Raw genomic sequence first — 19,800 nt, 5'->3', positions numbered from 1 at the left:
ACCCACGACGGGGGCAGCAGCGCAATGCTAGAATTCCGCTCCTTGGCGGGCCCAGGTCCCGCCACTCCATTCTGCCCCCTTGTCATCCCGGAGACCAAGCACCATGACGATTATTCGCGAAGAAGACCTCATTCAGTCGATTGCGGATGCGTTCCAGTACATCAGCTATTACCACCCGCTCGACTACATCAAGGCGCTCGGCGAGGCCTGGGAGCGCGAAGAAAGCCCTGCGGCCAAGGATGCGATCGCGCAGATCTTGACCAATTCGCGCATGGCCGCCGAAGGCCACCGCCCCCTGTGCCAGGATACGGGCATCGCCGTGGTCTTCCTCAAGGTCGGCATGAATGTGCAGTGGGACGCGAAGATGAGCGTCCAGGAGATGGTCAACGAAGGGGTGCGCCGCGCCTACACCAACCCGGACAACACCCTGCGCGCCTCGGTCCTGCTCGATCCGGCCGGCGCCCGCATCAACAGCAAGGACAACACCCCGGCGGTGGTGCACTACGAGATCGTGCCGGGCGACGGCATCGAGGTGATCTGTGCGGCCAAGGGCGGCGGCTCGGAGAACAAGACCAAGATGGCCCTGCTCAACCCCTCCGACTCGATCGTCGACTGGGTCCTCAAGACGGTGCCGACGATGGGCGCGGGCTGGTGTCCGCCGGGGATCCTTGGCATCGGCATCGGCGGCACGCCGGAAAAGGCGATGCTGCTGGCCAAGGAATCCCTGATGGCGCCGGTCGACATCCACGAGCTGCGCGCCAAGGCCGCCGCCGGCACCGCGCTGACCCGCGCCGAGGAACTGCGCCTGGAACTGATGGACAAGGTCAACGCGCTGGGCATCGGCGCCCAGGGTCTGGGCGGACTGACCACCGTGCTCGACGTCAAGATCCTCGACTACCCGACCCACGCCGCGAGCCTGCCGGTGGCGATGATCCCGAACTGTGCCGCCACCCGCCATGTGCATTTCCACCTCGACGGCACCGGCCCCGCCCACCTGCCCACGCCCAGGCTCGAGGACTGGCCGCAGGTTACCTGGAAGGCCGACACCAACGTCGCCACCCGGGTGAACCTCGACACCCTGACCAAGGAAGAGGTCGCCTCCTGGAAGCCGGGCCAGATCCTGCTGCTCAACGGCATGATGCTCACCGGCCGCGACGCCGCGCACAAGCGCATCCAGGACATGCTCGAAAAGGGCGAGAAGCTGCCGGTCGACTTCACCAACCGGGTGATCTACTACGTCGGCCCGGTCGATCCGGTGCGCGACGAAGTCGTCGGCCCCGCCGGCCCCACCACCGCCACGCGCATGGACAAGTTCACCCGGATGATGCTCGAGCAGACCGGCCTGATCTCGATGATCGGCAAGTCCGAGCGCGGCCCGGTCGCGATCGAGGCGATCAAGGACAACCGCTCGGCCTACCTGATGGCGGTCGGCGGTGCCGCCTACCTGGTGTCGAAGGCGATCAAGGAAGCCAAGGTGGTCGGCTTCGAAGATCTCGGCATGGAAGCGATCTACGAATTCACCGTGCAGGACATGCCGGTGACGGTGGCGGTCGACGCCCAGGGCAGCAGCGTGCACAACACCGGCCCGCGCGAGTGGCAGGCGAGGATCGGCAAGGTCCCGGTCAGCGTCGCCTGAGCGCGGTCTGCGTTCTGCCCCGACTCCGGCGCCGCAAGGCGCCGGTTTCAGTTCGGGCGCCATTCCGCTCCTCCTCGAGGTCCATCGACCAGACGCTGGATGCGCGCATGTACTGCGCGCAATTGCCTGCGGGCGAGATCGAGGGCGCACACCATCCCCGCGCGGTCCTGCCTCCAGTGGCACTCGAACAGCGCTCCGACCCGGGCATACAGCAGGCGGTACTGATCCGCGATTTCATGTCCGCCCCGCCCCGCGGTTCCGACCTGCAGGCACTCGAGCCACTGCAGCAGACGCCCATCGCGGAACACCGGCGGCGGCGGACTGCGGGAATCGTCCGCGACCCACGCCGCAAGCTGGTTCATCATCGCGCGCTGCTCCACCTGGACACGCAGCAGTGCGGCGTAATCGTGCTCCACCGGGTGCCGGTCGCGCCAGGCAACCGGCAAGGACCAGGCCGCCGCCCACAGAGGCACCGCATCGCCGGCCAGCGGGCGGCTGATGCCGTAGCCTTGCCCCAGTTCGCACCCCAGTTGCAGCAACAGCTTGCCGTGCCGCACGCTTTCCACGCCTTCGGCGATCACTTCGCGCCGGAATGCGTGCGCCAGCCCCAGGATCGCTTCCAGGATGGCCAGATCGTCGGGGTCCTCGAGCATGTTGCGCACGAAAAGCTGGTCAACCTTCAGCCTCGCCGCCGGCAGCCGCTTCAGGTAGGCGAGCGAGGAATAGCCGGTGCCGAAGTCGTCGAGGGCAAAGGAGACGCCGATCCCGGCACACTCTTCGACGATCCGCGACACCTGGCTCATGCTCTCGAGCGCACTGGTTTCGAGCACCTCGAGCTCCAGGCTGCCCGGCCCCAGTTCGGGATGCGCCATCAGCATCGACTGCAGGCGCGCCATGAAATCGGGCGACTGCAGGTGGCGGGCGCTGATATTGACACTCACCGGCACGTCGAAACCGTCCCGCTTCCAGCGCCCCATCCGCTCCAGCGCGCTCTCGATCACCCATTCGCCAAGCGCGACCGACAGGGGGTGATCCTCGAGCACGGGAAGGAAGGACGCCGGCTCCAGCTCACCCTGCTCGGGATGGTGCCACCGGATCAGGGCTTCGAGCCCGTTGAGCAGGCCGGTGCGCATATTCACCTTGGGCTGGTACAGCAACACGAACTCGCCGGCTTCCAGTCCCCGGCGGATACGCGCCAGGCTCTCGTGGCGGCCGCGCTGGCAGCGGTCCTGGATGGTGTCGAAAACGTGGTAGCGATTCTTGCCGGCAAGCTTGGCCTGGTACATCGCCAGGTCGGCCTGGCGCAGCAGCTGGTCGGCATCGACTTCCTCGCTCTGCGGATACAGCGTCAAGCCGATGCTGGCAGACACTTTCAGGACCTGCCCGCCTGCCGGCACGCTCTGCGCCACGGCCGCCAGCAAGCGCTGGATCAAATGCAGGCCGGCGTCGAGATCGGCTAGATCGACCAGCACCGCGACGAACTCGTCACCTCCCAGGCGCGAAACGCTGTCGCCCTCGCGCAGCATCGCCTTCATGCGCGCGGCCAGAACGGTCAACAGCTGGTCTCCTACGCGGTGGCCATGCAGGTCGTTGATCGCCTTGAACCCGTCCAGGTCGATATAGGCCACGGCCAGCTGCTGCCCACGGCGGCGCGCCTGCACCATGCTGCGCTGCAGCCGGTCATGCAGCAGCACCCGGTTGGGCAGCCCGGTCAGCGCATCGTAATGGGCGATGTACTCGAGCTGGGACTCGTGCTCTTTCTGCGCCGTGACGTCGTTCAGCGTGCCCGAAATCCCGACGATGCTGCCACCCGTGTCGGTAATCGAGCGGGCATTGACCTCGACCCAGCAGAACCCGCCTTCGATCCGCAAATAGCGTACGACGAGGCAGCAGGCTTCGACTTCGCGGCGGATCAGGCGCTCGAACCAGGCACGGTGCTGCTCGCGGTCGTCGGGATGGACGTAATCGAGAAAGCGGGTTCCCAGGCTCACCCCTACCCGATGGCCGGTGACGTCCGCCCATGCGCTGTTGAGAAAAGTCCAGCAACCGCCGGCATCGGTCTGGAAGATCACCTCCTTCACGCTCTCCACCACCAGGCGGTAGCGCGCCTCGCTGTCGCGCAGGGTGTCGTGCGCACGCTTGCGTTCGAGCACGCCGGTAATGGCGTTGCCGGCGAGGGTGAGCAGCGTCCTCTCCTCGTCCGACCAGACACGCGCCTCGCGGACCGCATCCAGCCCGATGAAACCGATGAGCCGCCCTTCGGCCGCCATCGGCACCGCGAGCAGCGACTGAATCGACTGCGCCGCGAGGATCTTGCGATCGAGCATGGCTTCCTCGGGAAGCGCATCCACGCGCGCAATGTCGACGGTCTCGAAGCGCCGCATGCGCCGGCTGAACATCAGCCGGTCGTCGAACGGGATGCCCTGCAGGTTCCGGCGCTGCGGCTCGATCCCCGGCGCGCACCACTCGTGCGTATTGTCGACCGCCCGGCCGTCGGCCGTCAGCTGGAACACATAAACGCGGTCGGCGGCGGCAAACACGCCGATTTCGCCCAGGGCGTGAGTGAGCACGGCATCAAGTTGCTCCGGACAGGCGAGGATGAGCTCGGAGGCCACCCCCGATACCAGACGCTCGAAGGCGACGCGCCGGGTCAGGGCCGCTTCGGCGCGTTCGCGCTGCATTTCGGCGCTGACCCGGTCGTCGAAGAGCTCGATCAGGGCGCAGACATATCCGCAATCGCGCAGCGGACGACGCCCCAGCCCCACGATCAGGCCGAGCGCGCTGCCGTCGCGGGCGAAAAGCGGCACCCCGCAGTAGGACTCGATGCCGTTCGCGGCCAGTTCCGGGTCATCGGGAAAGCGCGACGCCACCCCCGCGGGGTGGATGCAGGTCGCCCAGCCGACCACCTCGGCACAGGGCGTGCCTTCCAGGCGGTAGGAATACGACGCCAACGGCTGGCCGAAGGCCCAGCCCGCAACCACCGCCACGGTCTCGCCGCCAGGTTCGAGCCGCCCCACGCACACCATGTCGAGTTCGAGCGCTTCGGCCAGGTGCCGGCACACTGCCTGGTAAAAAGCCGTCCCCGAGAGCAGCGCATAATGGGTGGCGAGACAGTCGAGCGCCTGCATCTTGGCGTGCAGCAAGCTCCTGTCCCGGCTGGCAGCACCGCACGATTGTTCCGATTGCGTACGCGGATCATCATTCATCATGAGCCAGCCCGTTCCAGGACGGGCACATTATGCGCTTGTTCCGGGCAGGTGCATCATCGCTATCGTAGACGCAAAAACCGCCCCGAAGGGCGGTTCAGCGACCTAATGTGCAGCGCTGCGCCGGCCTTACTGCTGACGGTGCGCGGCGAGCTTGAGCCAGGTGTCGACGACCGTGTCGGGGTTCAGCGAAATGGTCTGAATGCCTTCGTCCATCAGCCACTCGGCGAAATCCGCATGGTCCGACGGGCCCTGGCCGCAGATGCCGACATACTTGCCGAGACGGTTTGCCGCCTTGATCGACATCGACAGCAGCTGCTTCACCGCCTGGTCGCGCTCGTCGAAGGCGTGCGCCACCAGGCCCGAGTCGCGGTCCAGCCCCAGGGTGAGCTGGGTGAGGTCGTTGGAGCCGATCGAAAAACCGTCGAAGTGCTGCAGGAACTGCTCGGCGAGGATCGCGTTGGATGGAATCTCGCACATCATGATCAGCTTGAGGTCGTTCACGCCGCGCTTGAGGCCGTGCTCGGCCAGCAGTTCGACCACGCCCGCCGCCTCTTCGACGTTGCGCACGAAGGGGATCATGATCTGCACGTTGGTGAGGCCGAGTTCGTTCCTCACCTTCTTCATCGCCGCCACTTCCATCTCGAAGCAGTCGCGGAAGCTGTGGGCGATGTAGCGCGAGGCGCCACGGAAGCCGAGCATCGGGTTTTCTTCTTCCGGCTCGTAGATCTCGCCGCCGAGCAGCTTGCGGTACTCGTTCGACTTGAAGTCGGACATGCGCACGATCACCGGCTTCGGGTAGAAGGCCGCGGCGATCGTGGCCACGCCCTCGACCAGCTTCTCGATGAAGAACTGCTTGGGCGTGGCGTAGCCGCGCGAGCGGCGGTTGATCTCGTCGCGCAGGCTGGCCGGCACCTGGCCGAGGTCGAGGATCGCCTTCGGGTGGATGCCGATCATGTTGTTGATGACGAACTCCAGGCGCGCCAGGCCGACGCCGCCGTTGGGAATCTGCGCGAACTCGAAGGCGAGCTCGGGATTGCCCACGTTCATCATGATCTTCACCGGAATCTCGGGCAGGTTGCCCATGTCGGTGGTGATGACCTCGTAGTCGAGCTTGCCGCGATACACATAGCCGGTGTCGCCCTCGGCGCAGGACACGGTGACCGACTCGCCTTCCTGCAGCACTTCGGTGGCGTTGCCGCAGCCGACGATCGCCGGGATGCCGAGTTCGCGGGCGATGATCGCCGCATGGCAGGTGCGGCCGCCGCGGTTGGTGACGATCGCGCTGGCGCGCTTCATCACCGGCTCCCAGTTGGGGTCGGTCATGTCGGTGACGAGGACGTCGCCAGCCTGGACGCGGTTCATCTCGGAGGCGTCGCCGACGATGCGCACCACACCGGCGCCGATCTTCTGGCCGATCGCGCGGCCATGGGTGAGCGCCTTGCCGTACTGCTTGAGGCGGTACTTCTCCATCACCAGGCCGCTGTCCTGGCTCTTCACCGTTTCCGGGCGCGCCTGCAGGATGTAGAGCTTGCCGTCATCGCCGTCCTTGCCCCACTCGATGTCCATCGGCCGGCCGTAGTGCCGCTCGATGATCACCGCATAGCGGGCGAGTTCGAGAACGTCGGCGTCGGTGAGCGAGAAACGGTTGCGCTCGGCTTCGGGCACATCCACCGTGCGCACCGACTTGCCGGCCACGGCCTTGTCGGTGAACACCATCTTGATCAGCTTCGAGCCCAGGTTGCGGCGGATGATCGCCGGCTTGCCCAGCGCCAGGGTGGGCTTGTGCACATAGAACTCGTCAGGATTGACCGCGCCCTGCACCACCGTTTCGCCGAGGCCATAAGATGCGGTGATGAACACCACCTGATCGAAGCCCGATTCGGTGTCGATCGAGAACATCACCCCCGAGGCCCCGGTGTCGGAACGCACCATGCGCTGCACCCCGGCCGACAGCGCCACGTCGGCGTGGGCGAAGTTCTTGTGCACGCGGTAGGCGATCGCGCGGTCGTTGTACAGCGAGGCGAACACTTCCTTCATCGCGTGCAGGATGTTCTCGTAGCCGTGGATGTTGAGGAAGGTTTCCTGCTGGCCGGCGAAGGAGGCGTCCGGCAGGTCTTCCGCGGTCGCCGACGAGCGCACCGCGAAGCTGCCTTCGCCCTCGGCGGTGATCGCCTCGTAGGCGGCCTTGATCTCGGTTTCGAGCCTGGCCGGGAAAGGCAGGTCGACGATCCATTGGCGGATCTGCGCGCCGGTCTTCGCCAGCGCATCGACGTCATCCACATCGAGGGCATCGAGCGCGGCATTGATGCGCTCGGCGAGGCCATCGTGGGCGAGGAACTCGCGGTAGGCCTCGGCCGTGGTCGCGAAGCCCCCCGGAACCCGAACGCTGGCAGGCAACTGGCTGATCATCTCGCCCAGCGAGGCATTCTTGCCGCCGACCTGTTCCACATCGGTCATGCGCAGTTCGTTGAAGGGGATCACGTAACGGGTCATGGGTGGCCTTCCGAAAATTTTGGATAGACAGCAAAATGCAATTCTAACGTTTTTTTGTGCTGCGCCGCACCGCAGGGTTTGCCCCAATGCCGCAGCACGCCGGATGCCCCAGCCACAGGACAGACACCATGAGCGACACGCGCCCACGCACCATCTTCTTCGTCTCGGACGGCACCGGCATCACCGCCGAAACCCTTGGCCACAGCCTGCTCGCCCAGTTTCCCGAGCGCAGTTTCAAGCAGGTTCGCGCCCCTTTCGTGGACAACATCGACAAGGCCATCGAGTGCGCCGGCCAGATCCGCGAGGCCGCAGCCGAAGACGGCGTGCGCCCGATCGTGTTCAGCACCCTGGTCAACGAAGACAGTATTGCTGCACTGCATCAAGCCGACGCCCTGTTCCTCGACCTCTTCGAACGCTTCATCGGCCCGCTCGAAACCGAACTGGGCGAACGCTCCACCCACGCCGTCGGCCGCTTCCACGGCATCGCCGACAGCCTCAACTACAAGCACCGCATCGAGGCGATCAACTTCGCCATGGCCCACGACGACGGCGTCTCCAGCGACGGCGAACTGGCCGAGGCCGACGTCATCCTGGTCGGCGTATCGCGTTCGGGCAAGACGCCCACCAGCCTGTACCTGGCGATGCAGTTCGGGGTCAAGGCCGCCAACTACCCGCTGATCCCGGAAGACTTCGAACGCAACAAGCTGCCCGGCGAGCTGCACCGCTACCGCAACAAGCTCTTCGGCCTCACCATCGCTCCCGAGCGTCTGTCCCAGATCCGCCAGGAACGCCGCCCCAACAGCCGCTACGCCGCGCTCGACAACTGCCGCTACGAGATCGAAGCGGCACACAAGCTGATGCGCCGCGAAAACATCCGCTGGCTGGAATCGACGACCAAGTCCATCGAGGAGATATCGGCCACCATCCTGCAGACCATCCGTCTCAACCGTCCCGGCTTCTGACCCCGCCGCACAAAGTCGGGCCCGGTCCGGACGGGCCGCAACCCTGCCTCCCGTCGCCCCTCCGTCAGCGCGAACACGTCCTTCGGCTAGAATACGATTTCATGCAGGCCGGGCCTGCCCCGGTCCGCCCCGAACAGCAACAGGACATCCCATGAAAAGAACGCGCCTCAAGCGCCGTGGCGGCCTCGGCCGCATCGCCGAACAACTCGTCTGGCTCGCCAACGGCCTGGCCGATTCAGGCAGCCGGGTCGAAGACCGGTACTGGGACCAGCAACTGGCCGCCACCCTCGACGAGGCACTCGCAAACCACGAGGAAAGCGCCCTCAACGCCGCACTCGACCGCCTCCACAGCGCCGAACCGCGGGCTTACGACGAGCTCGCCGACCAGATCGAGTCGCGCGCCGAATGTGCCGCCAAGGCTTCCGACACGCACGAAGTCGTCCTGATTGCCGCGCCGGTGCTCGCCTGGTCGCGCTATCGCATTCCTGCCACCTCGATTCCACCCGCAGTGCTCGCCAACCTGCGCGTCCATCTCCAGGCCCATGTGCTGGCAAAGGGGGCACGGCTGTCGGTCGCCGACTTCCTCTTCAGCCCCGACCAGCTGCCGCAGGGCTATTGCGCCACTGCCGAGTTCGCCAAGACGATCGGCGCCGCCGCGCTCGACAACCAGGACCTGCATGTCGACACCGAAGGCATGCCCGAGACCGCGCAGTTCCTGTCCGACACCCGCTACCTGCTCGCCGCGGTCGCCACGCCCCACGGCCAGGCCCTGTTCCGCTGGCAGGAAGCCGACGGCAGCCGGGACACCGCACGCGACCAGTGGCGCACCCAGGGCGGCGCCTGCCTGGCCCCCCTGCTCCCGGGCTGCGCCATCGAGCTGGTTTTGCCGGAATCCTACTTCGCCGCCAGCCGCACGGCCGACACGGACAGCCGCCCGTACTCGGTCCGCGCCTCGGTCGCCTTCCTCGCCACCACACTGGAAACCCCGGCGGCCAACCTGCGCGCCGTGATCGCCCCGTTCTGGGATCGGGATCTCGAGGAATACCGCATCGGCCTCACCGTGCACGGACACGATCAGGTCGTGCATGGCGTCGTCTGGCCCCTGCTCGGCGCCGAGGACGACAGCACCGACAGTCCTGCACAGATCGAAGCCGTGCTGCGCGAATCCGGTGTCAGCGACGTCGTGATCCTCGAGCACCAGTTTCCGCTCGAGTATTGCGATGACTGCGGCGCCCCGCTCTATCCCTCCTCCGAAGGCGAAGTGGTTCATGCGGAAATGCCCGAGGAGCATTCGGAACAGATGCCGCGGCATCTGCACTAGACGATGAACCGCAAGATCGAAAAAAGCGACGCCGAATGGCGTGCCCAACTGACCGACCTGCAGTACCGCGTTGCCCGGGGCAAAGGCACCGAGCCGGCCTTCAGCGGCGAGTACTGGAATACATGGGACAAGGGAGGCTACCGCTGCGTGTGCTGCGGAGCCCCGCTGTTCCGCTCCGAGCACAAGTTCGACGCCGGCTGCGGCTGGCCCAGCTTCTGGACGGCGGCCGAGCCCGGCAACCTCGACACCGCCGTCGATCGCAGCCATTTCATGGTGCGCACCGAAGTGCTGTGCCAGCAGTGCGGCGCCCACCTCGGTCACGTCTTCGATGACGGCCCCCAGCCCACCGGCTTGCGCTACTGCATCAACTCAGTGTCGATCAGGCTGGAAAAGGACCCCGACGGGAAACCTTAGCCCCCCGACCGCCCGAGAAAAGAACCACGCCATAAGCGAAAAAACCGCGCAAGCCTTGCGGCCGCGCGGTTTTTTTCGTGGAGGAAAGCGCGCTTAGACGCGTTCCCACACCGTGGTGATGCCCTGGCCACCGCCGATGCACATGGTCGCGAGGCCGTAACGGCCGTTGCTGCGGATCAGCTCGTGGAGCAGCTTGGTGATGATCACCGCACCGGTCGCACCCACCGGGTGGCCCAGCGAAATGGCGCCGCCGTTCGGGTTGACCTTCGCCGCGTCCAGCTCCAGGCCGCGATTCACCGCGATCGACTGGGCGGCAAACGCTTCGTTGGACTCGATCACGTCGATCTGGTCGAGCGTCAGGCCGGCGCGCTGCAGCGCGAGCCGGGTGGCGGGGATCGGACCCTCGCCCATGACGTCGTTCGGGACCCCGGCGATGGCGTAGGAAACCAGGCGGGCGATCGGCTTCTGGCCCGCCGCGGCGGCCTTGGCGGCATCGGCCAGCACCAGGAAGGCCGCGGCGTCGTTGATCCCGGAGGCATTGCCGGCGGTGACCGAGCCGTCCTTCTTGAACGCCGGCTTCATCTTGGCCAGTGCTTCCAGGGTGGTCATGCGCGGATGCTCGTCGGTGTCGAACACCACCGTGCCCTTGCGGGTCTCGAAGCTGATCGGGACGATCTGGCCCTTGAAACGGCCGTCGGCGATCGCCGCCGCAGCGCGCTTCTGCGACTCCAGCGCGAACGCGTCCTGTTCTTCCCGCGAGATCCCCCACTTGGTGCACAGGTTTTCGGCGGTGATCCCCATGTGGCCGACGCCGAAGGGGTCGGTCAGCACCGCGACCATCGCATCGATCGCCTTCGTGTCGCCCATGCGCGCGCCACTGCGCAGCGTCGGCATCAGATAGGCACCACGCGACATCACTTCCACGCCGCCGCCGACAGCGTAGTCGGCATCACCCAGCATGATCGCCTGCGCGGCACTGACGACGGCCTGCTGCGCCGAACCGCACAGGCGGTTCACCGCGAAGGCCACCGAATCCATCGCCATGCCGGCGTTGATCGTCGCCACGCGGGCGACGTACGGATAACGGGAGTCGGTCGGAATGCAGTTGCCAACGGCGGCGAAAGACACTGCCTTCGGGTCGACGCCGGCGCGGGCGAACGCTTCCTTCGCCACCACCGCGCCCAGCTCGCAGGGCTCCATGTCTTTCAGCGAGCCATTGAAGCCCCCCACCGCGGAACGGACCGCACTCAGAACAACGACTTCACGATTTGCCATAACCAGCTCCCTATCAGGAAAAAGCGCGTTACCCACCGACCCACCCGGCAGCGCCGAGCAAGGCGAGCAGGAACAGACACACGAGCAGTGCCCGCCATACCAGGCCTACTGTGCTTTGCATGTGATCGACGTTCGCGTCGTCGCCCAGGCCCATTTCGGGGCGGTCGACGATTGCGCCGGATTCATGGACCGGCATGCCGAGGCGTACCCCCAGCGCACCGCCGCCACAAGCAATCAGTATAGCCGACGACCTCTCCGGCCACAGCACTGCCTGCGAGCGCCAGCAGTAGATCGCGTCCTCGAAATTGCCCATCACCGAGAACACCGCGGCGGTCAGGCGCACCGGCGCGGCATCGATGAAATCGAACCCGCGCTGGGCGAACCCTTTACCCGCATCCGCGCCGGCAACACGCCCCCAGGCGTCCGGTTCTTCCGCCAGGAAACGCGCCAGCCGGTACATCAGCGCACCGCTCGGGCCGGGCATGAGGACGAACCAGAAGCCCACACCGAACACCGTGCGGTGCGCCGACACCAGCGCCTTTTCGATCGCCAGGCGGGCGATTTCGCTGGCGCTCGCATCCGGATACTGCCCGCCGCGCCACTGCCCCAGCAGCGTACGCGCACGATCGATCTCGCCCAGACGCAAGGCGACGTGAATCCCGGTGAAAAAACGGCTTTCCTGGCGAAAGCCCATGGCGAAATACAAGGCCACGACATTAAAGCCGAAGGCGAGTGCCGGATGCAGTTCCCACAGCAGCCAGTACGCCAGCGCAGAACCCAGGGTGCCGGCGCCCGTCAACACGAACCACCTTGCGCGAACCGTCCACACCGGGGCATCGCCGCCGCCCCCGCCAGTCATCGCCATCACCCTGCGCAGCGGAGCGAGCACCCAGCGCCGGAGTGGCAATGGGCGCGCCTGCTCCAGCAGCAGTACGAGGATCAAGGTCAACAGCGTCATCGGGGATGGGAACGGAAAACGGCCAGCGGGTGGATGCGGAACAAACCGGCGCGGAAGATATCACAAAGCCCGGCGCTCACCCCTCGTCCCGCACCGGCATCGCCGCATCGCCGCACAGGGTGCGGTACAGGGACATCAGGATTCCCGCGGTCGCCCCCCAGATGTAGTAGCCCTTGTACGGCATGGCATGGTAATAGCGCAGGCGCCCCTCGTGGACCATGCTGTGGCGCTGGTGGTTGGCGGGATCGAGGAAATGCGACAACGGCACCTCGAACGCCTCGGCCACCTCGAAGGCGTCGAGCTTCAGTTCGAACGGAGGATGGACCAGCCCCACCACCGGCGTGATCCGGAAACCCGTACCGGTAAAGTAATCCGGCAGTGCACAGAGCAACTCCACCTGACGGCTGTAGAGGCCGATCTCCTCCTCGGTCTCGCGCAAGGCGGTATCCACTGGAGAAGAATCGTTCTCTTCGACCCGCCCTCCGGGAAAGCTGATCTGGCCGGGGTGGTGATGGAGGTGTGCGGTGCGCTTGGTCAGGAGCACGGACAAATCCCTTTCATGCGCGACGACGGGAACCAGGACGGCCGCCGGGGTGTGCGCCCCGACCTGCTCGATGCCGGGCCAGTCCCCGTGCCTGCCCCCTCGCCCGGCAACGGAGAGCCGTGCTTTCAAGGCGTCGATATCAACGGAAGGCGGATTCGAAGCAGGAAGCTGCATTTTCATGGACCAGGAAATGAGCGGCATTCGCCGCGAAGATCATGTGTGCGCGAAAGAAGAGTGCTCAATCGTCTTGGCGTGCGAAGCGGAGGGTCCGTCCATCGCGCTGCCATTGGACACGGTTGAGAAAACTCATTCCCAACAACACATACGGCAGCTCGGAGTCCAGCACCAGGGCTTCGACATCTTGCAGGCGCAAAGCCGCCACCTCGACGCGTTCCAGCCGAACCACCCAGCCTCCGACCGTACCGCTTGCACTGGCAGCAGCGACCCTGCGCGCCGCTGAATAGTTCAGGCCCAGACGGTCCGCATGAGCCCGCCCCATGGAAACCAGAGTCGCGCCAGTATCCACGAGCATCTCCACATCCACGCCATTGACCTTTCCGGGAGCAAAAAAATGCCCCTGCGCATCGGCCTGCACGGAAAAAGAGCGCCCCCCTCCCTCATGTCGCGCAGCACGGACTCCGAACTCGCCCAGGCGCAGATGGATCACCGCGCCCTCATGCTCGACAACCGCCGTACTCTCCCCGGCGGCAAGCAGACGCACGCCCTCGGCGCTGAGCTGCCCGACCGCTAGGGTTTGCGGCAGCCCGCCGTCGATGACAAGCACCGCCTTGCTGCCAAATACGCCGCCGAGCAGCACGTCCGCCGGCCCGCGGCCGTGCGCCGGAAACACCGCCACCCCAACCGCGAGCACCAGCGCAGCGCGACGCAACCACCGACCAGCATGTTCCCGGCAACGCCCCGCGCCGATCGCCTCCGGAGGCTCGGCAAAACGATTCGGCAAGAATCCAGGCAACGAGTCGATTCCGGTGAAGTCGAGCTGCATTATCGATTATAAAAATAAATTGAATTGCCGTTTCCGATTTTACGGCCATATGAATGCCGACCTCTTTTGCTTCGGTTTGCCCTCCGTCATCGCCTGCACCCAGAAGAGCATATGGCTGCATGCGAAGATGATGCACAATAACCCGGCGCGCAAGGCAGCGACATCGCGCCCAGCCGGCAGCGGAGAACGGCGTCCCGCCTTCGAGCGCCGCCGGGCGGAGACATTGTCCCGCACTAGCCCTCCCGAGGGATACCGGAAACCGGACAGGAGTTCCGCAGATGAATCAGGCCTGGCGGCGAAGCACCTCCCCTTCCCCTGCACGCGCGGGCTTTTCCCTCGTCGAGTTGATGGTCACCGTCGCCGTTCTCGGCATCATCGCCGCGATCGCAACACCGTCGATGGTGGACATGATCGACAGGAAGCGCGCCGTCGGCGCGGTCGAAGAAGCCTATTCGCTGCTGCACATGGCGCGCTCCGAGGCGATCAAGCAGTCGCGCACCACGCGGGTGACGATGAGCACAGGCGCCGCAGGCAGCTGGCTGATCGGCCTTTCCCATGGCACCGGCGCCTGCGCTGACGCGAGCGACTGCAAAATTCTCGAAGGCGGAACCGGCGTGACCCGGATGAGCGATCCGTCCCGCTACCCCGGCGTCAAACTGGATGCAAGCTTGGCGACATTTGCGTTCAATCCCCGCGGACTCGCCAGCGGCATCGCTGCGAACGGTGCCACACTCGATTTCACCTCGCAGCGCGGGTGGACGGCGCGCCTCGCCCTCAATCCGATCGGCCGGATTCGCCTGTGCTCGCCCTCTGCCACGACGAATGCCGGGGGCTACAAGCCATGCTGAAAGACAAAGGCAGGCACATGCTTTGCTCGAAGTGGAAGCCGGAGCGGGGCGTTTCCCTGATCGAGCTGATGGTCGGCCTGCTCATCGGCCTGATCGTCGTCGCCGCCGTCGGCAGCGTGTATGTCTCCACCACCCGCAGTAGCGCTGACATCCTCGCCGCCAACCGGCTCAACCAGGAGATCCGCGCCCTCACCGAGCTGATGAATTTCGAAATCCGGCGGGCCGGATTCGGCCTCGATGCGGGCGAGGGCTCGGTCGCAATCGATGACAGCGGCAGCTGCATCGTCTATCGCTACCAGTTCGACGGCAGCGAGCGCAACGCCGGTTTTCGCCTCAATGCGGGCCAGATCGAATTGAAGGACGGCGGAACGCTCGCAGACTGCACCAGCGGCACCTGGGTAGCGATCACCGACTCGGGCATGGTCGCCATCACCGCCCTCGACTTCGATGCCGGCGGATCGGCATGCTTCGATCGGATCACCAGCAACGCGATCGATTGCGACGATCTTGTTTCCGGCGTCCTCGTCCAGCGCATCACGATCGAAATCGCCGCCCAGCTCACGGCCGACCAGAGCGTGGCGGTGCAAACCCGCGACACGATCCGCGTGCGCAACGACAGGGTGTTCTGACACGAAACATGGAAGCCAACACGATGCCCGTTTCGAGCCTTGTTCATCGCGCACCAGCGGCCTTACATGCGCAAGAGGGAGCGATGGCCCTCCTGTTCTCGGTCGTCGTCCTGCTGATCTCCACGCTCACCGTCTTTGTTGCCTCGCGCTCGGCCCTCTCCGAGCAGCGCCTGTCGGCCAACGAGGCGCGGTCGAGGGCCGCGTTCGAGCATGCACAAGGCGGCATGGATTACGCCGTGGGCGAATTTGCCAGAGGCATCGATATCACCATGGCCACCAACCCTCTGAACACGGCGGCCGATCCGGACAATGATTCGAAGCCAGCACTTCCGGATGTACTGGCGGCCCACATCCGCGTTGCATTCTGCTCCCCTGCGGTCGCCGATTTCAGATGTGCCGACACGCCCGCTGCGGTGCCGCCGATCCAGAACTGCCAGCCGCCCGCTGGCGAATACCTGCTCCAGCCCTTCGCCGTCGCCTGCGGCTGGAGCGACGACGATTCCGCCCGCCACATCATCGTCCAGCGCCTCGGCGGCACGCCGGCATTCCCCTCCGGCGCGGTAAACAACCCACTCTCGACGCCGGCCTCCGCCGGCATGGGCGGCAGCTTTACGGTGGTCAACTATTTCAACAACCTCACCTACTGGACCGGCGGCAGCCTGGATTATGGCAACGCCACCGTGAAGAGCTTCATTCGCAATCCCGGCAGCACACCGGCCAATTACAGCGATGACAGCGTCTATCCGACCGAATCGGACATCTACAAAAGCTATCAGCTGGCCGATGCCCTGGGGGATCAATGCGCGGTCATCGCCGATGAAAACGACCGCATCTACAACAACAAGTGCAAGGCGCCGACCAACAAGAGCACCACCCATTTGCTGCAATCGACCGACAAGGGCGCCAATGCCAATACCATCGGCGCCGACGTCGTCGACAAAGACATCAACCTCGCCGCACTGTCCGAAGCCAGCTTCTTCCGCCAATTCTTCGGCCTCGACAAGACCGGCTACAAGGACAGCGTCGCCAGCGAGGTCCTGACCCCGAGCGAGGCCGCCGATAAATTTGCCGCTGGGGTGCACGGAGAGGTGATCTGGGTCGACGGCCCACTTACCCTCTCCGGCAACGAACCGATCGGCTCCATCGACCGCCCGGTAGTCCTCATCGTCGATGGTGATCTCGCCCTCGGCGCCGGCATCGACTTCTACGGCGTCCTCTACACCTCGGGCAGCCTCAGCGGCAATGCAAACGGCAATATCTACGGTGCCGTGCTGGCCCATGGTGGCACCACCAATCTCAACGGCAATCCGACCATCTTTTACGACGAGGCCGTGCTCGGCAACACCATGAAAGTAGGCCGCCGCACTGCCATCGCCGGGTCGTGGCGCGACTGGACCATCGAATAAGCCGCCCCAGCACAGGAGCCCCCATGCTGATTCATCGCCATCTACGCGGCATCGCACTACTCGAGGGACTGATCTCGGTGGTGGTCCTCTCCGTAGGCATCCTCGCCCTCGGCAAGCTCGACGCCCACATGTTGGGCGCCGCCGGCCTCACCAAAGCCAGGGCCGAAGCCGCCCAGCTTGCACAAGCCGAAATCGAAGCGCTGCGCACCCAGGTGCTGAAGAGCAGCTTCGATGGGATCGGAGATCAGCCAACGACCAGTGTGGCGGGCAAGAACGCGCTGTTTACCGTGCTGCGGACGGTGACGGACCTGAACACCACCTTGAAGCGCATCGACGTCACGGTCAGCTGGGTTCCACCCGCGAACTGGGGTTCACCCACGGATGGCGGCGCCGGCACCGACAGCGTCACCGTCCGCACCCTGCTCAACTGGTCGGACCCCAAGTTGCTGATCCACCTCGAGGAGGGCGTCCCCGGTTATGAAAACGCTCTACACCCGCCGATCGGCCTCGCCAAGCGGCCTGCCGTCCCGATCCAGCGCGAAGCGGGCGAAGCCGGCGTGTACAACGATGGCGACAAGCGCGAGCTCCGGGACACCGCAGGCAACGTCCTGCTCGTCCTCGACCCGATCGACAAGAACAACCCGCGCGAATTCGCCACCATCAGCGGCCGGATTTACTTCGATACCGACCGGCTGAAGTCGAATTTCCAGCCTGCCAAGGTGCTCGTCGCCAGCACCGCCGAAGGGCATTGCTTTCCGAGCACCAGTGCCAGCATTGCACTGACGACCGTGCCGGACACGGGCGGCAAGCTCAAATATTACGAATATAAATGCTACGTTGGCGAAGGCTGGTACGCCAACATCGCCATCCAGAATCTCGACACCAATGAAGTCAACGTCTGCGTCGGCGATCCGACGTTCACCACCAGCAGCAGCATGAATTACTGGACCACCCTGCCGATGGCCCAGCCCGCTTCGCGCCGGGTGTATCGCGGCTATAAAAGCCTGGAAAGCGCAGCGACCGGATATTTCATCACCGGCATCGCCAACGGCGGCACATATCCCGAAGACGGGATGCCGAAGCCATCGCACTTCAGCAGCTACAGTACGTCTTCGACAACGCAGAATTACTTCAACCACCACTTCCTGATCACCGACCTTAAAGCTCAGGACAGTTGCCAAAGCGTCATGAGCGGATTCAGCACGCACTTCCACAAGAATGCCGGTGCGGCCCTGTGTCTGTCGCCCGACGACAGCCCGGCAGACGACAAGTGTCCCAAAATATGGCCGGGCTGGCCCACTTTCATCGACGCGGGGGCAGGCGATTTCGGTGGCGGAGACAGCGGCGAGGACGACGGTTCCGGTGGTTCGGCCAACACCTGCAGCGGAACGGTCAGTGGCAGCACCGAAAGCTCCGGCGCCAAGGTCAGTGCGACAAGCTCGGTTGAAACCGTCGAATGCGCAACCAGCGGCGGGAACATCAAAAACTATACTTGCGGCATCACGGCGGCAGAGGGTTCAACGACCGTCACAGTCAGCCAAACCTCAGGCAATACCACCGTCACCAAGACGCTATTAGAGCCATTCGTCTGCAACGCCATCAACACGCTCAACTTCCCCTGAAACCCTTGCAGATAGGCTGTGCGATCAGCGCGTCAGCCTGCTCCGATCCGCCCCAACCCGCCGAGCCTGTGATGAATGACCCTGCGATGAATGCCCGCCTGAAACAAGCTGCCTTTACCCTCATCGAGTTGATGGTGGTGGTCGCCATCATCGGCATCCTGGCCGCGATCGCCTACCCGAGCTACATCGAGTATGTCCAGCGCGCGCGCCGCGCCGACGGCCAGGCCGCCATCCTCCGCGTCCAGCTGGCGCAGGAAAAATGGCGTGCGAACAATACGAGCTACGGAAGCCTGAGCGCTATCGGTGCGCCAGCCCAGTCGGATGACAAGTTTTACAGCATTGCCGTGAGCAATCTCAGCGCAACCGGCTATACGGTGACGGCAACCAGCACCGCGCAACTGGCCGGCGCCTGCCACACCCTGACCCTCACCGTTTCAGCCGGTGGCGAAACCCCGGGTCCAGATGCCTGCTGGTGACAAGGCGCAGCACCCCGGAAGCAGGAAGCGCAGCGTCATCCTCGCTTAGCGCTCGTTCCAGACTCGGTCATCAACCGGTTCGAACTCGGGATACGCGATGTCGTGCTCCAGCAGCAGGCGGACGATCGTCTTCGCGTGCTCTGGCGGAAAGCCCTGACGCTGGCCGTCGCGGGTATCCATGATGAGGCTGGAAAGATACTTGCGCCCATCGCGGGTTCCCCACATTGCGCTGATGCGCGGCGCCAGATGGGGGAAACGCTCGAACAGCGCCGTCGTATCGACCTTCGGACCGGAGCGGGGTGTGCTTTGCATGGTGTGCTGTGAGCCAAGGTGGTAGAAAAAACGGTAGCATTTTCAGCCTCCCCCTCCGGAACAGTGAACGACTATTTCACGGCCCCGGACCGAAAGCGGGAGGAGCGCACCTTCACGCCATAGATGAGGAACACCCGAAGCGGCCTTCCGAACGTCTTCCCGCTCCCGGCAAGCCGAGGAGGCCTTCAGTCCCTGAAGTTGCCGTACTGCAGCGGGAAATCGGTGATCTGCTTCTTCACCAGCGCGATCGCATCCTGCAGTACGTCGCGCTTGGCCCCGGAGACGCGCACGGCGTCGCCCTGGATCGCGGCCTGGACCTTGAGCTTGCTGTCCTTGATGTGCTTGACGATCTTCTTCGCCAGGTCCTGGTCGACGCCGACCCGCACCTTGACTTCCTGCTTGACCTTGTTGCCGGAAATCTTCTGCACGTCGCCATAGTCGAGGCAGCGCACGTCGACGTTTTTCTTGGTCATCTCCGGCAGCAGGATGGTCTTGATCTGGTCGAGTTGGAAGTCGCTGTCGCCGTAGAGGGTGAGCAGCTTGTCGGCATGCTCGATCCTGGCGCTGGTGCCCTTGAAGTCGTGGCGGCCTTCGACCTTGCGGTTGGCCTGCTCGACGGCGTTGCGCAGCGAAGGCTGGTCGACTTCGGACATGATGTCGAAAGACGGCATGATTTCCTCCCCCTAGCCGCG

The 19,800-nt window shown here is 64.9% G+C and carries 17 protein-coding genes; 9 read left to right on the top strand and 8 right to left on the bottom strand.

Annotated elements, in window-relative coordinates; translation table 11 throughout:
* Window positions 1-103 precede the first annotated feature (103 nt).
* The gene (locus tag Tchl_RS12745) at window positions 104-1,636 is read left to right on the top strand and encodes a fumarate hydratase (protein ID WP_075148735.1); all 1,533 of its coding nucleotides are present in this window, start codon (window positions 104-106) and stop codon (window positions 1,634-1,636) included.
* Window positions 1,637-1,683: 47 nt separating this feature from the next.
* Here the strand turns inward: Tchl_RS12745 and Tchl_RS12740 are convergent, their stop codons facing one another.
* Both Tchl_RS12740 and ppsA read right to left on the bottom strand, forming a co-directional pair.
* Window positions 1,684-4,779 (bottom strand): putative bifunctional diguanylate cyclase/phosphodiesterase, encoded by a 3,096-nt coding sequence (locus Tchl_RS12740; RefSeq protein WP_075148734.1) that lies wholly within the window; start codon window positions 4,777-4,779, stop codon window positions 1,684-1,686.
* 192 nt (window positions 4,780-4,971) lie between these two features.
* Window positions 4,972-7,338: a phosphoenolpyruvate synthase gene (gene ppsA / locus Tchl_RS12735; RefSeq protein ID WP_075148733.1), complete on the bottom strand. Its 2,367-nt coding sequence runs from the start codon at window positions 7,336-7,338 to the stop codon at window positions 4,972-4,974.
* 128 nt (window positions 7,339-7,466) lie between these two features.
* Here ppsA and ppsR point away from each other — a divergent pair, with 128 nt between their 5' ends.
* The 3 genes from ppsR to msrB all read left to right on the top strand — a co-directional run bounded on the left by ppsR (window position 7,467) and on the right by msrB (window position 10,035).
* Window positions 7,467-8,300, top strand: coding sequence for a posphoenolpyruvate synthetase regulatory kinase/phosphorylase PpsR (gene ppsR / locus Tchl_RS12730; RefSeq protein ID WP_075148732.1), 834 nt, complete (start codon window positions 7,467-7,469; stop codon window positions 8,298-8,300).
* 151 nt (window positions 8,301-8,451) lie between these two features.
* Complete coding sequence (locus Tchl_RS12725; RefSeq protein WP_075148731.1) at window positions 8,452-9,621, top strand: DUF2863 family protein; 1,170 nt, start codon at window positions 8,452-8,454, stop codon at window positions 9,619-9,621.
* Between the two features lie 3 nt (window positions 9,622-9,624).
* Entirely contained in the window at window positions 9,625-10,035 is a 411-nt protein-coding gene (msrB, locus tag Tchl_RS12720) for a peptide-methionine (R)-S-oxide reductase MsrB (protein WP_075148730.1), read from the top strand.
* 93 nt (window positions 10,036-10,128) lie between these two features.
* Here the strand turns inward: msrB and Tchl_RS12715 are convergent, their stop codons facing one another.
* The 4 genes from Tchl_RS12715 to Tchl_RS12700 form a co-directional block, all read right to left on the bottom strand.
* Window positions 10,129-11,310 (bottom strand): acetyl-CoA C-acyltransferase family protein, encoded by a 1,182-nt coding sequence (locus tag Tchl_RS12715; protein WP_075148729.1) that lies wholly within the window; start codon window positions 11,308-11,310, stop codon window positions 10,129-10,131.
* Between the two features lie 28 nt (window positions 11,311-11,338).
* Window positions 11,339-12,268, bottom strand: a complete 930-nt coding sequence (locus Tchl_RS12710) for a CobD/CbiB family protein (protein ID WP_075148728.1) — start codon at window positions 12,266-12,268, stop codon at window positions 11,339-11,341.
* Window positions 12,269-12,344: 76 nt separating this feature from the next.
* On the bottom strand, window positions 12,345-12,986 hold the full coding sequence (locus tag Tchl_RS12705) for a CoA pyrophosphatase (protein WP_075149720.1): 642 nt from the start codon (window positions 12,984-12,986) through the stop codon (window positions 12,345-12,347).
* 64 nt (window positions 12,987-13,050) lie between these two features.
* A complete protein-coding gene (locus tag Tchl_RS12700; RefSeq protein WP_083945232.1) occupies window positions 13,051-13,815 on the bottom strand; it encodes a retropepsin-like aspartic protease family protein in 765 nt (254 codons plus the stop codon).
* Between the two features lie 278 nt (window positions 13,816-14,093).
* On the opposite strand from Tchl_RS12700, the gene Tchl_RS12695 reads away from it, so the two are divergent.
* The 5 genes from Tchl_RS12695 to Tchl_RS12675 all read left to right on the top strand — a co-directional run bounded on the left by Tchl_RS12695 (window position 14,094) and on the right by Tchl_RS12675 (window position 18,796).
* Complete coding sequence (locus tag Tchl_RS12695) at window positions 14,094-14,663, top strand: GspH/FimT family pseudopilin (protein ID WP_075148727.1); 570 nt, start codon at window positions 14,094-14,096, stop codon at window positions 14,661-14,663.
* A 17-nt stretch (window positions 14,664-14,680) separates the two neighbouring features.
* Window positions 14,681-15,292, top strand: a complete 612-nt coding sequence (locus Tchl_RS12690; protein ID WP_198158952.1) for a prepilin-type N-terminal cleavage/methylation domain-containing protein — start codon at window positions 14,681-14,683, stop codon at window positions 15,290-15,292.
* An 83-nt stretch (window positions 15,293-15,375) separates the two neighbouring features.
* Window positions 15,376-16,698 carry a pilus assembly PilX N-terminal domain-containing protein gene (locus Tchl_RS12685; RefSeq protein WP_075148725.1) on the top strand — a complete coding sequence of 441 codons (1,323 nt, stop codon included), beginning with the start codon at window positions 15,376-15,378 and terminating at the stop codon, window positions 16,696-16,698.
* Window positions 16,699-16,721: 23 nt separating this feature from the next.
* Window positions 16,722-18,320, top strand: a complete 1,599-nt coding sequence (locus Tchl_RS12680) for a type IV pilus modification PilV family protein (RefSeq protein ID WP_075148724.1) — start codon at window positions 16,722-16,724, stop codon at window positions 18,318-18,320.
* Between the two features lie 71 nt (window positions 18,321-18,391).
* Window positions 18,392-18,796: a type IV pilin protein gene (locus tag Tchl_RS12675; RefSeq protein ID WP_269745419.1), complete on the top strand. Its 405-nt coding sequence runs from the start codon at window positions 18,392-18,394 to the stop codon at window positions 18,794-18,796.
* 45 nt (window positions 18,797-18,841) lie between these two features.
* On the opposite strand, the gene Tchl_RS12670 is transcribed toward Tchl_RS12675, so the two are convergent.
* Window positions 18,842-19,108 (bottom strand): hypothetical protein, encoded by a 267-nt coding sequence (locus Tchl_RS12670; RefSeq protein ID WP_075148722.1) that lies wholly within the window; start codon window positions 19,106-19,108, stop codon window positions 18,842-18,844.
* Between the two features lie 185 nt (window positions 19,109-19,293).
* Window positions 19,294-19,779: a YajQ family cyclic di-GMP-binding protein gene (locus Tchl_RS12665; RefSeq protein ID WP_075148721.1), complete on the bottom strand. Its 486-nt coding sequence runs from the start codon at window positions 19,777-19,779 to the stop codon at window positions 19,294-19,296.
* Window positions 19,780-19,800: the final 21 nt, after the last annotated feature.

The organism is Thauera chlorobenzoica (assembly GCF_001922305.1).
Taxonomy (GTDB): Bacteria; Pseudomonadota; Gammaproteobacteria; order Burkholderiales; family Rhodocyclaceae; genus Thauera; species Thauera chlorobenzoica.
Note: the sequence above shows the minus strand (reverse complement) of the source record. Positions and strands in the feature narration are given on the sequence as shown.

Excerpts from the sequence above, each read along its gene's own strand:
- Tchl_RS12695 (WP_075148727.1), top strand. The coding sequence starts at position 14,094 with ATGAATCAGGCCTGGCGGCGAAGCACCTCCCCTTCCCCTGCACGCGCG.
- Tchl_RS12690 (WP_198158952.1), top strand. The coding sequence starts at position 14,681 with ATGCTTTGCTCGAAGTGGAAGCCGGAGCGGGGCGTTTCCCTGATCGAG.
- Tchl_RS12680 (WP_075148724.1), top strand. The coding sequence starts at position 16,722 with ATGCTGATTCATCGCCATCTACGCGGCATCGCACTACTCGAGGGACTG.
- Tchl_RS12705 (WP_075149720.1), bottom strand. The coding sequence starts at position 12,986 with ATGCAGCTTCCTGCTTCGAATCCGCCTTCCGTTGATATCGACGCCTTG.
- Tchl_RS12715 (WP_075148729.1), bottom strand. The coding sequence starts at position 11,310 with ATGGCAAATCGTGAAGTCGTTGTTCTGAGTGCGGTCCGTTCCGCGGTG.
- ppsR (WP_075148732.1), top strand. The coding sequence starts at position 7,467 with ATGAGCGACACGCGCCCACGCACCATCTTCTTCGTCTCGGACGGCACC.
- Tchl_RS12745 (WP_075148735.1), top strand. The coding sequence starts at position 104 with ATGACGATTATTCGCGAAGAAGACCTCATTCAGTCGATTGCGGATGCG.
- Tchl_RS12685 (WP_075148725.1), top strand. The coding sequence starts at position 15,376 with ATGGCCCTCCTGTTCTCGGTCGTCGTCCTGCTGATCTCCACGCTCACC.
- Tchl_RS12725 (WP_075148731.1), top strand. The coding sequence starts at position 8,452 with ATGAAAAGAACGCGCCTCAAGCGCCGTGGCGGCCTCGGCCGCATCGCC.
- msrB (WP_075148730.1), top strand. The coding sequence starts at position 9,625 with ATGAACCGCAAGATCGAAAAAAGCGACGCCGAATGGCGTGCCCAACTG.
- Tchl_RS12670 (WP_075148722.1), bottom strand. The coding sequence starts at position 19,108 with ATGCAAAGCACACCCCGCTCCGGTCCGAAGGTCGATACGACGGCGCTG.
- ppsA (WP_075148733.1), bottom strand. The coding sequence starts at position 7,338 with ATGACCCGTTACGTGATCCCCTTCAACGAACTGCGCATGACCGATGTG.
- Tchl_RS12665 (WP_075148721.1), bottom strand. The coding sequence starts at position 19,779 with ATGCCGTCTTTCGACATCATGTCCGAAGTCGACCAGCCTTCGCTGCGC.
- Tchl_RS12700 (WP_083945232.1), bottom strand. The coding sequence starts at position 13,815 with ATGCAGCTCGACTTCACCGGAATCGACTCGTTGCCTGGATTCTTGCCG.
- Tchl_RS12710 (WP_075148728.1), bottom strand. The coding sequence starts at position 12,268 with ATGACGCTGTTGACCTTGATCCTCGTACTGCTGCTGGAGCAGGCGCGC.
- Tchl_RS12675 (WP_269745419.1), top strand. The coding sequence starts at position 18,392 with ATGAATGACCCTGCGATGAATGCCCGCCTGAAACAAGCTGCCTTTACC.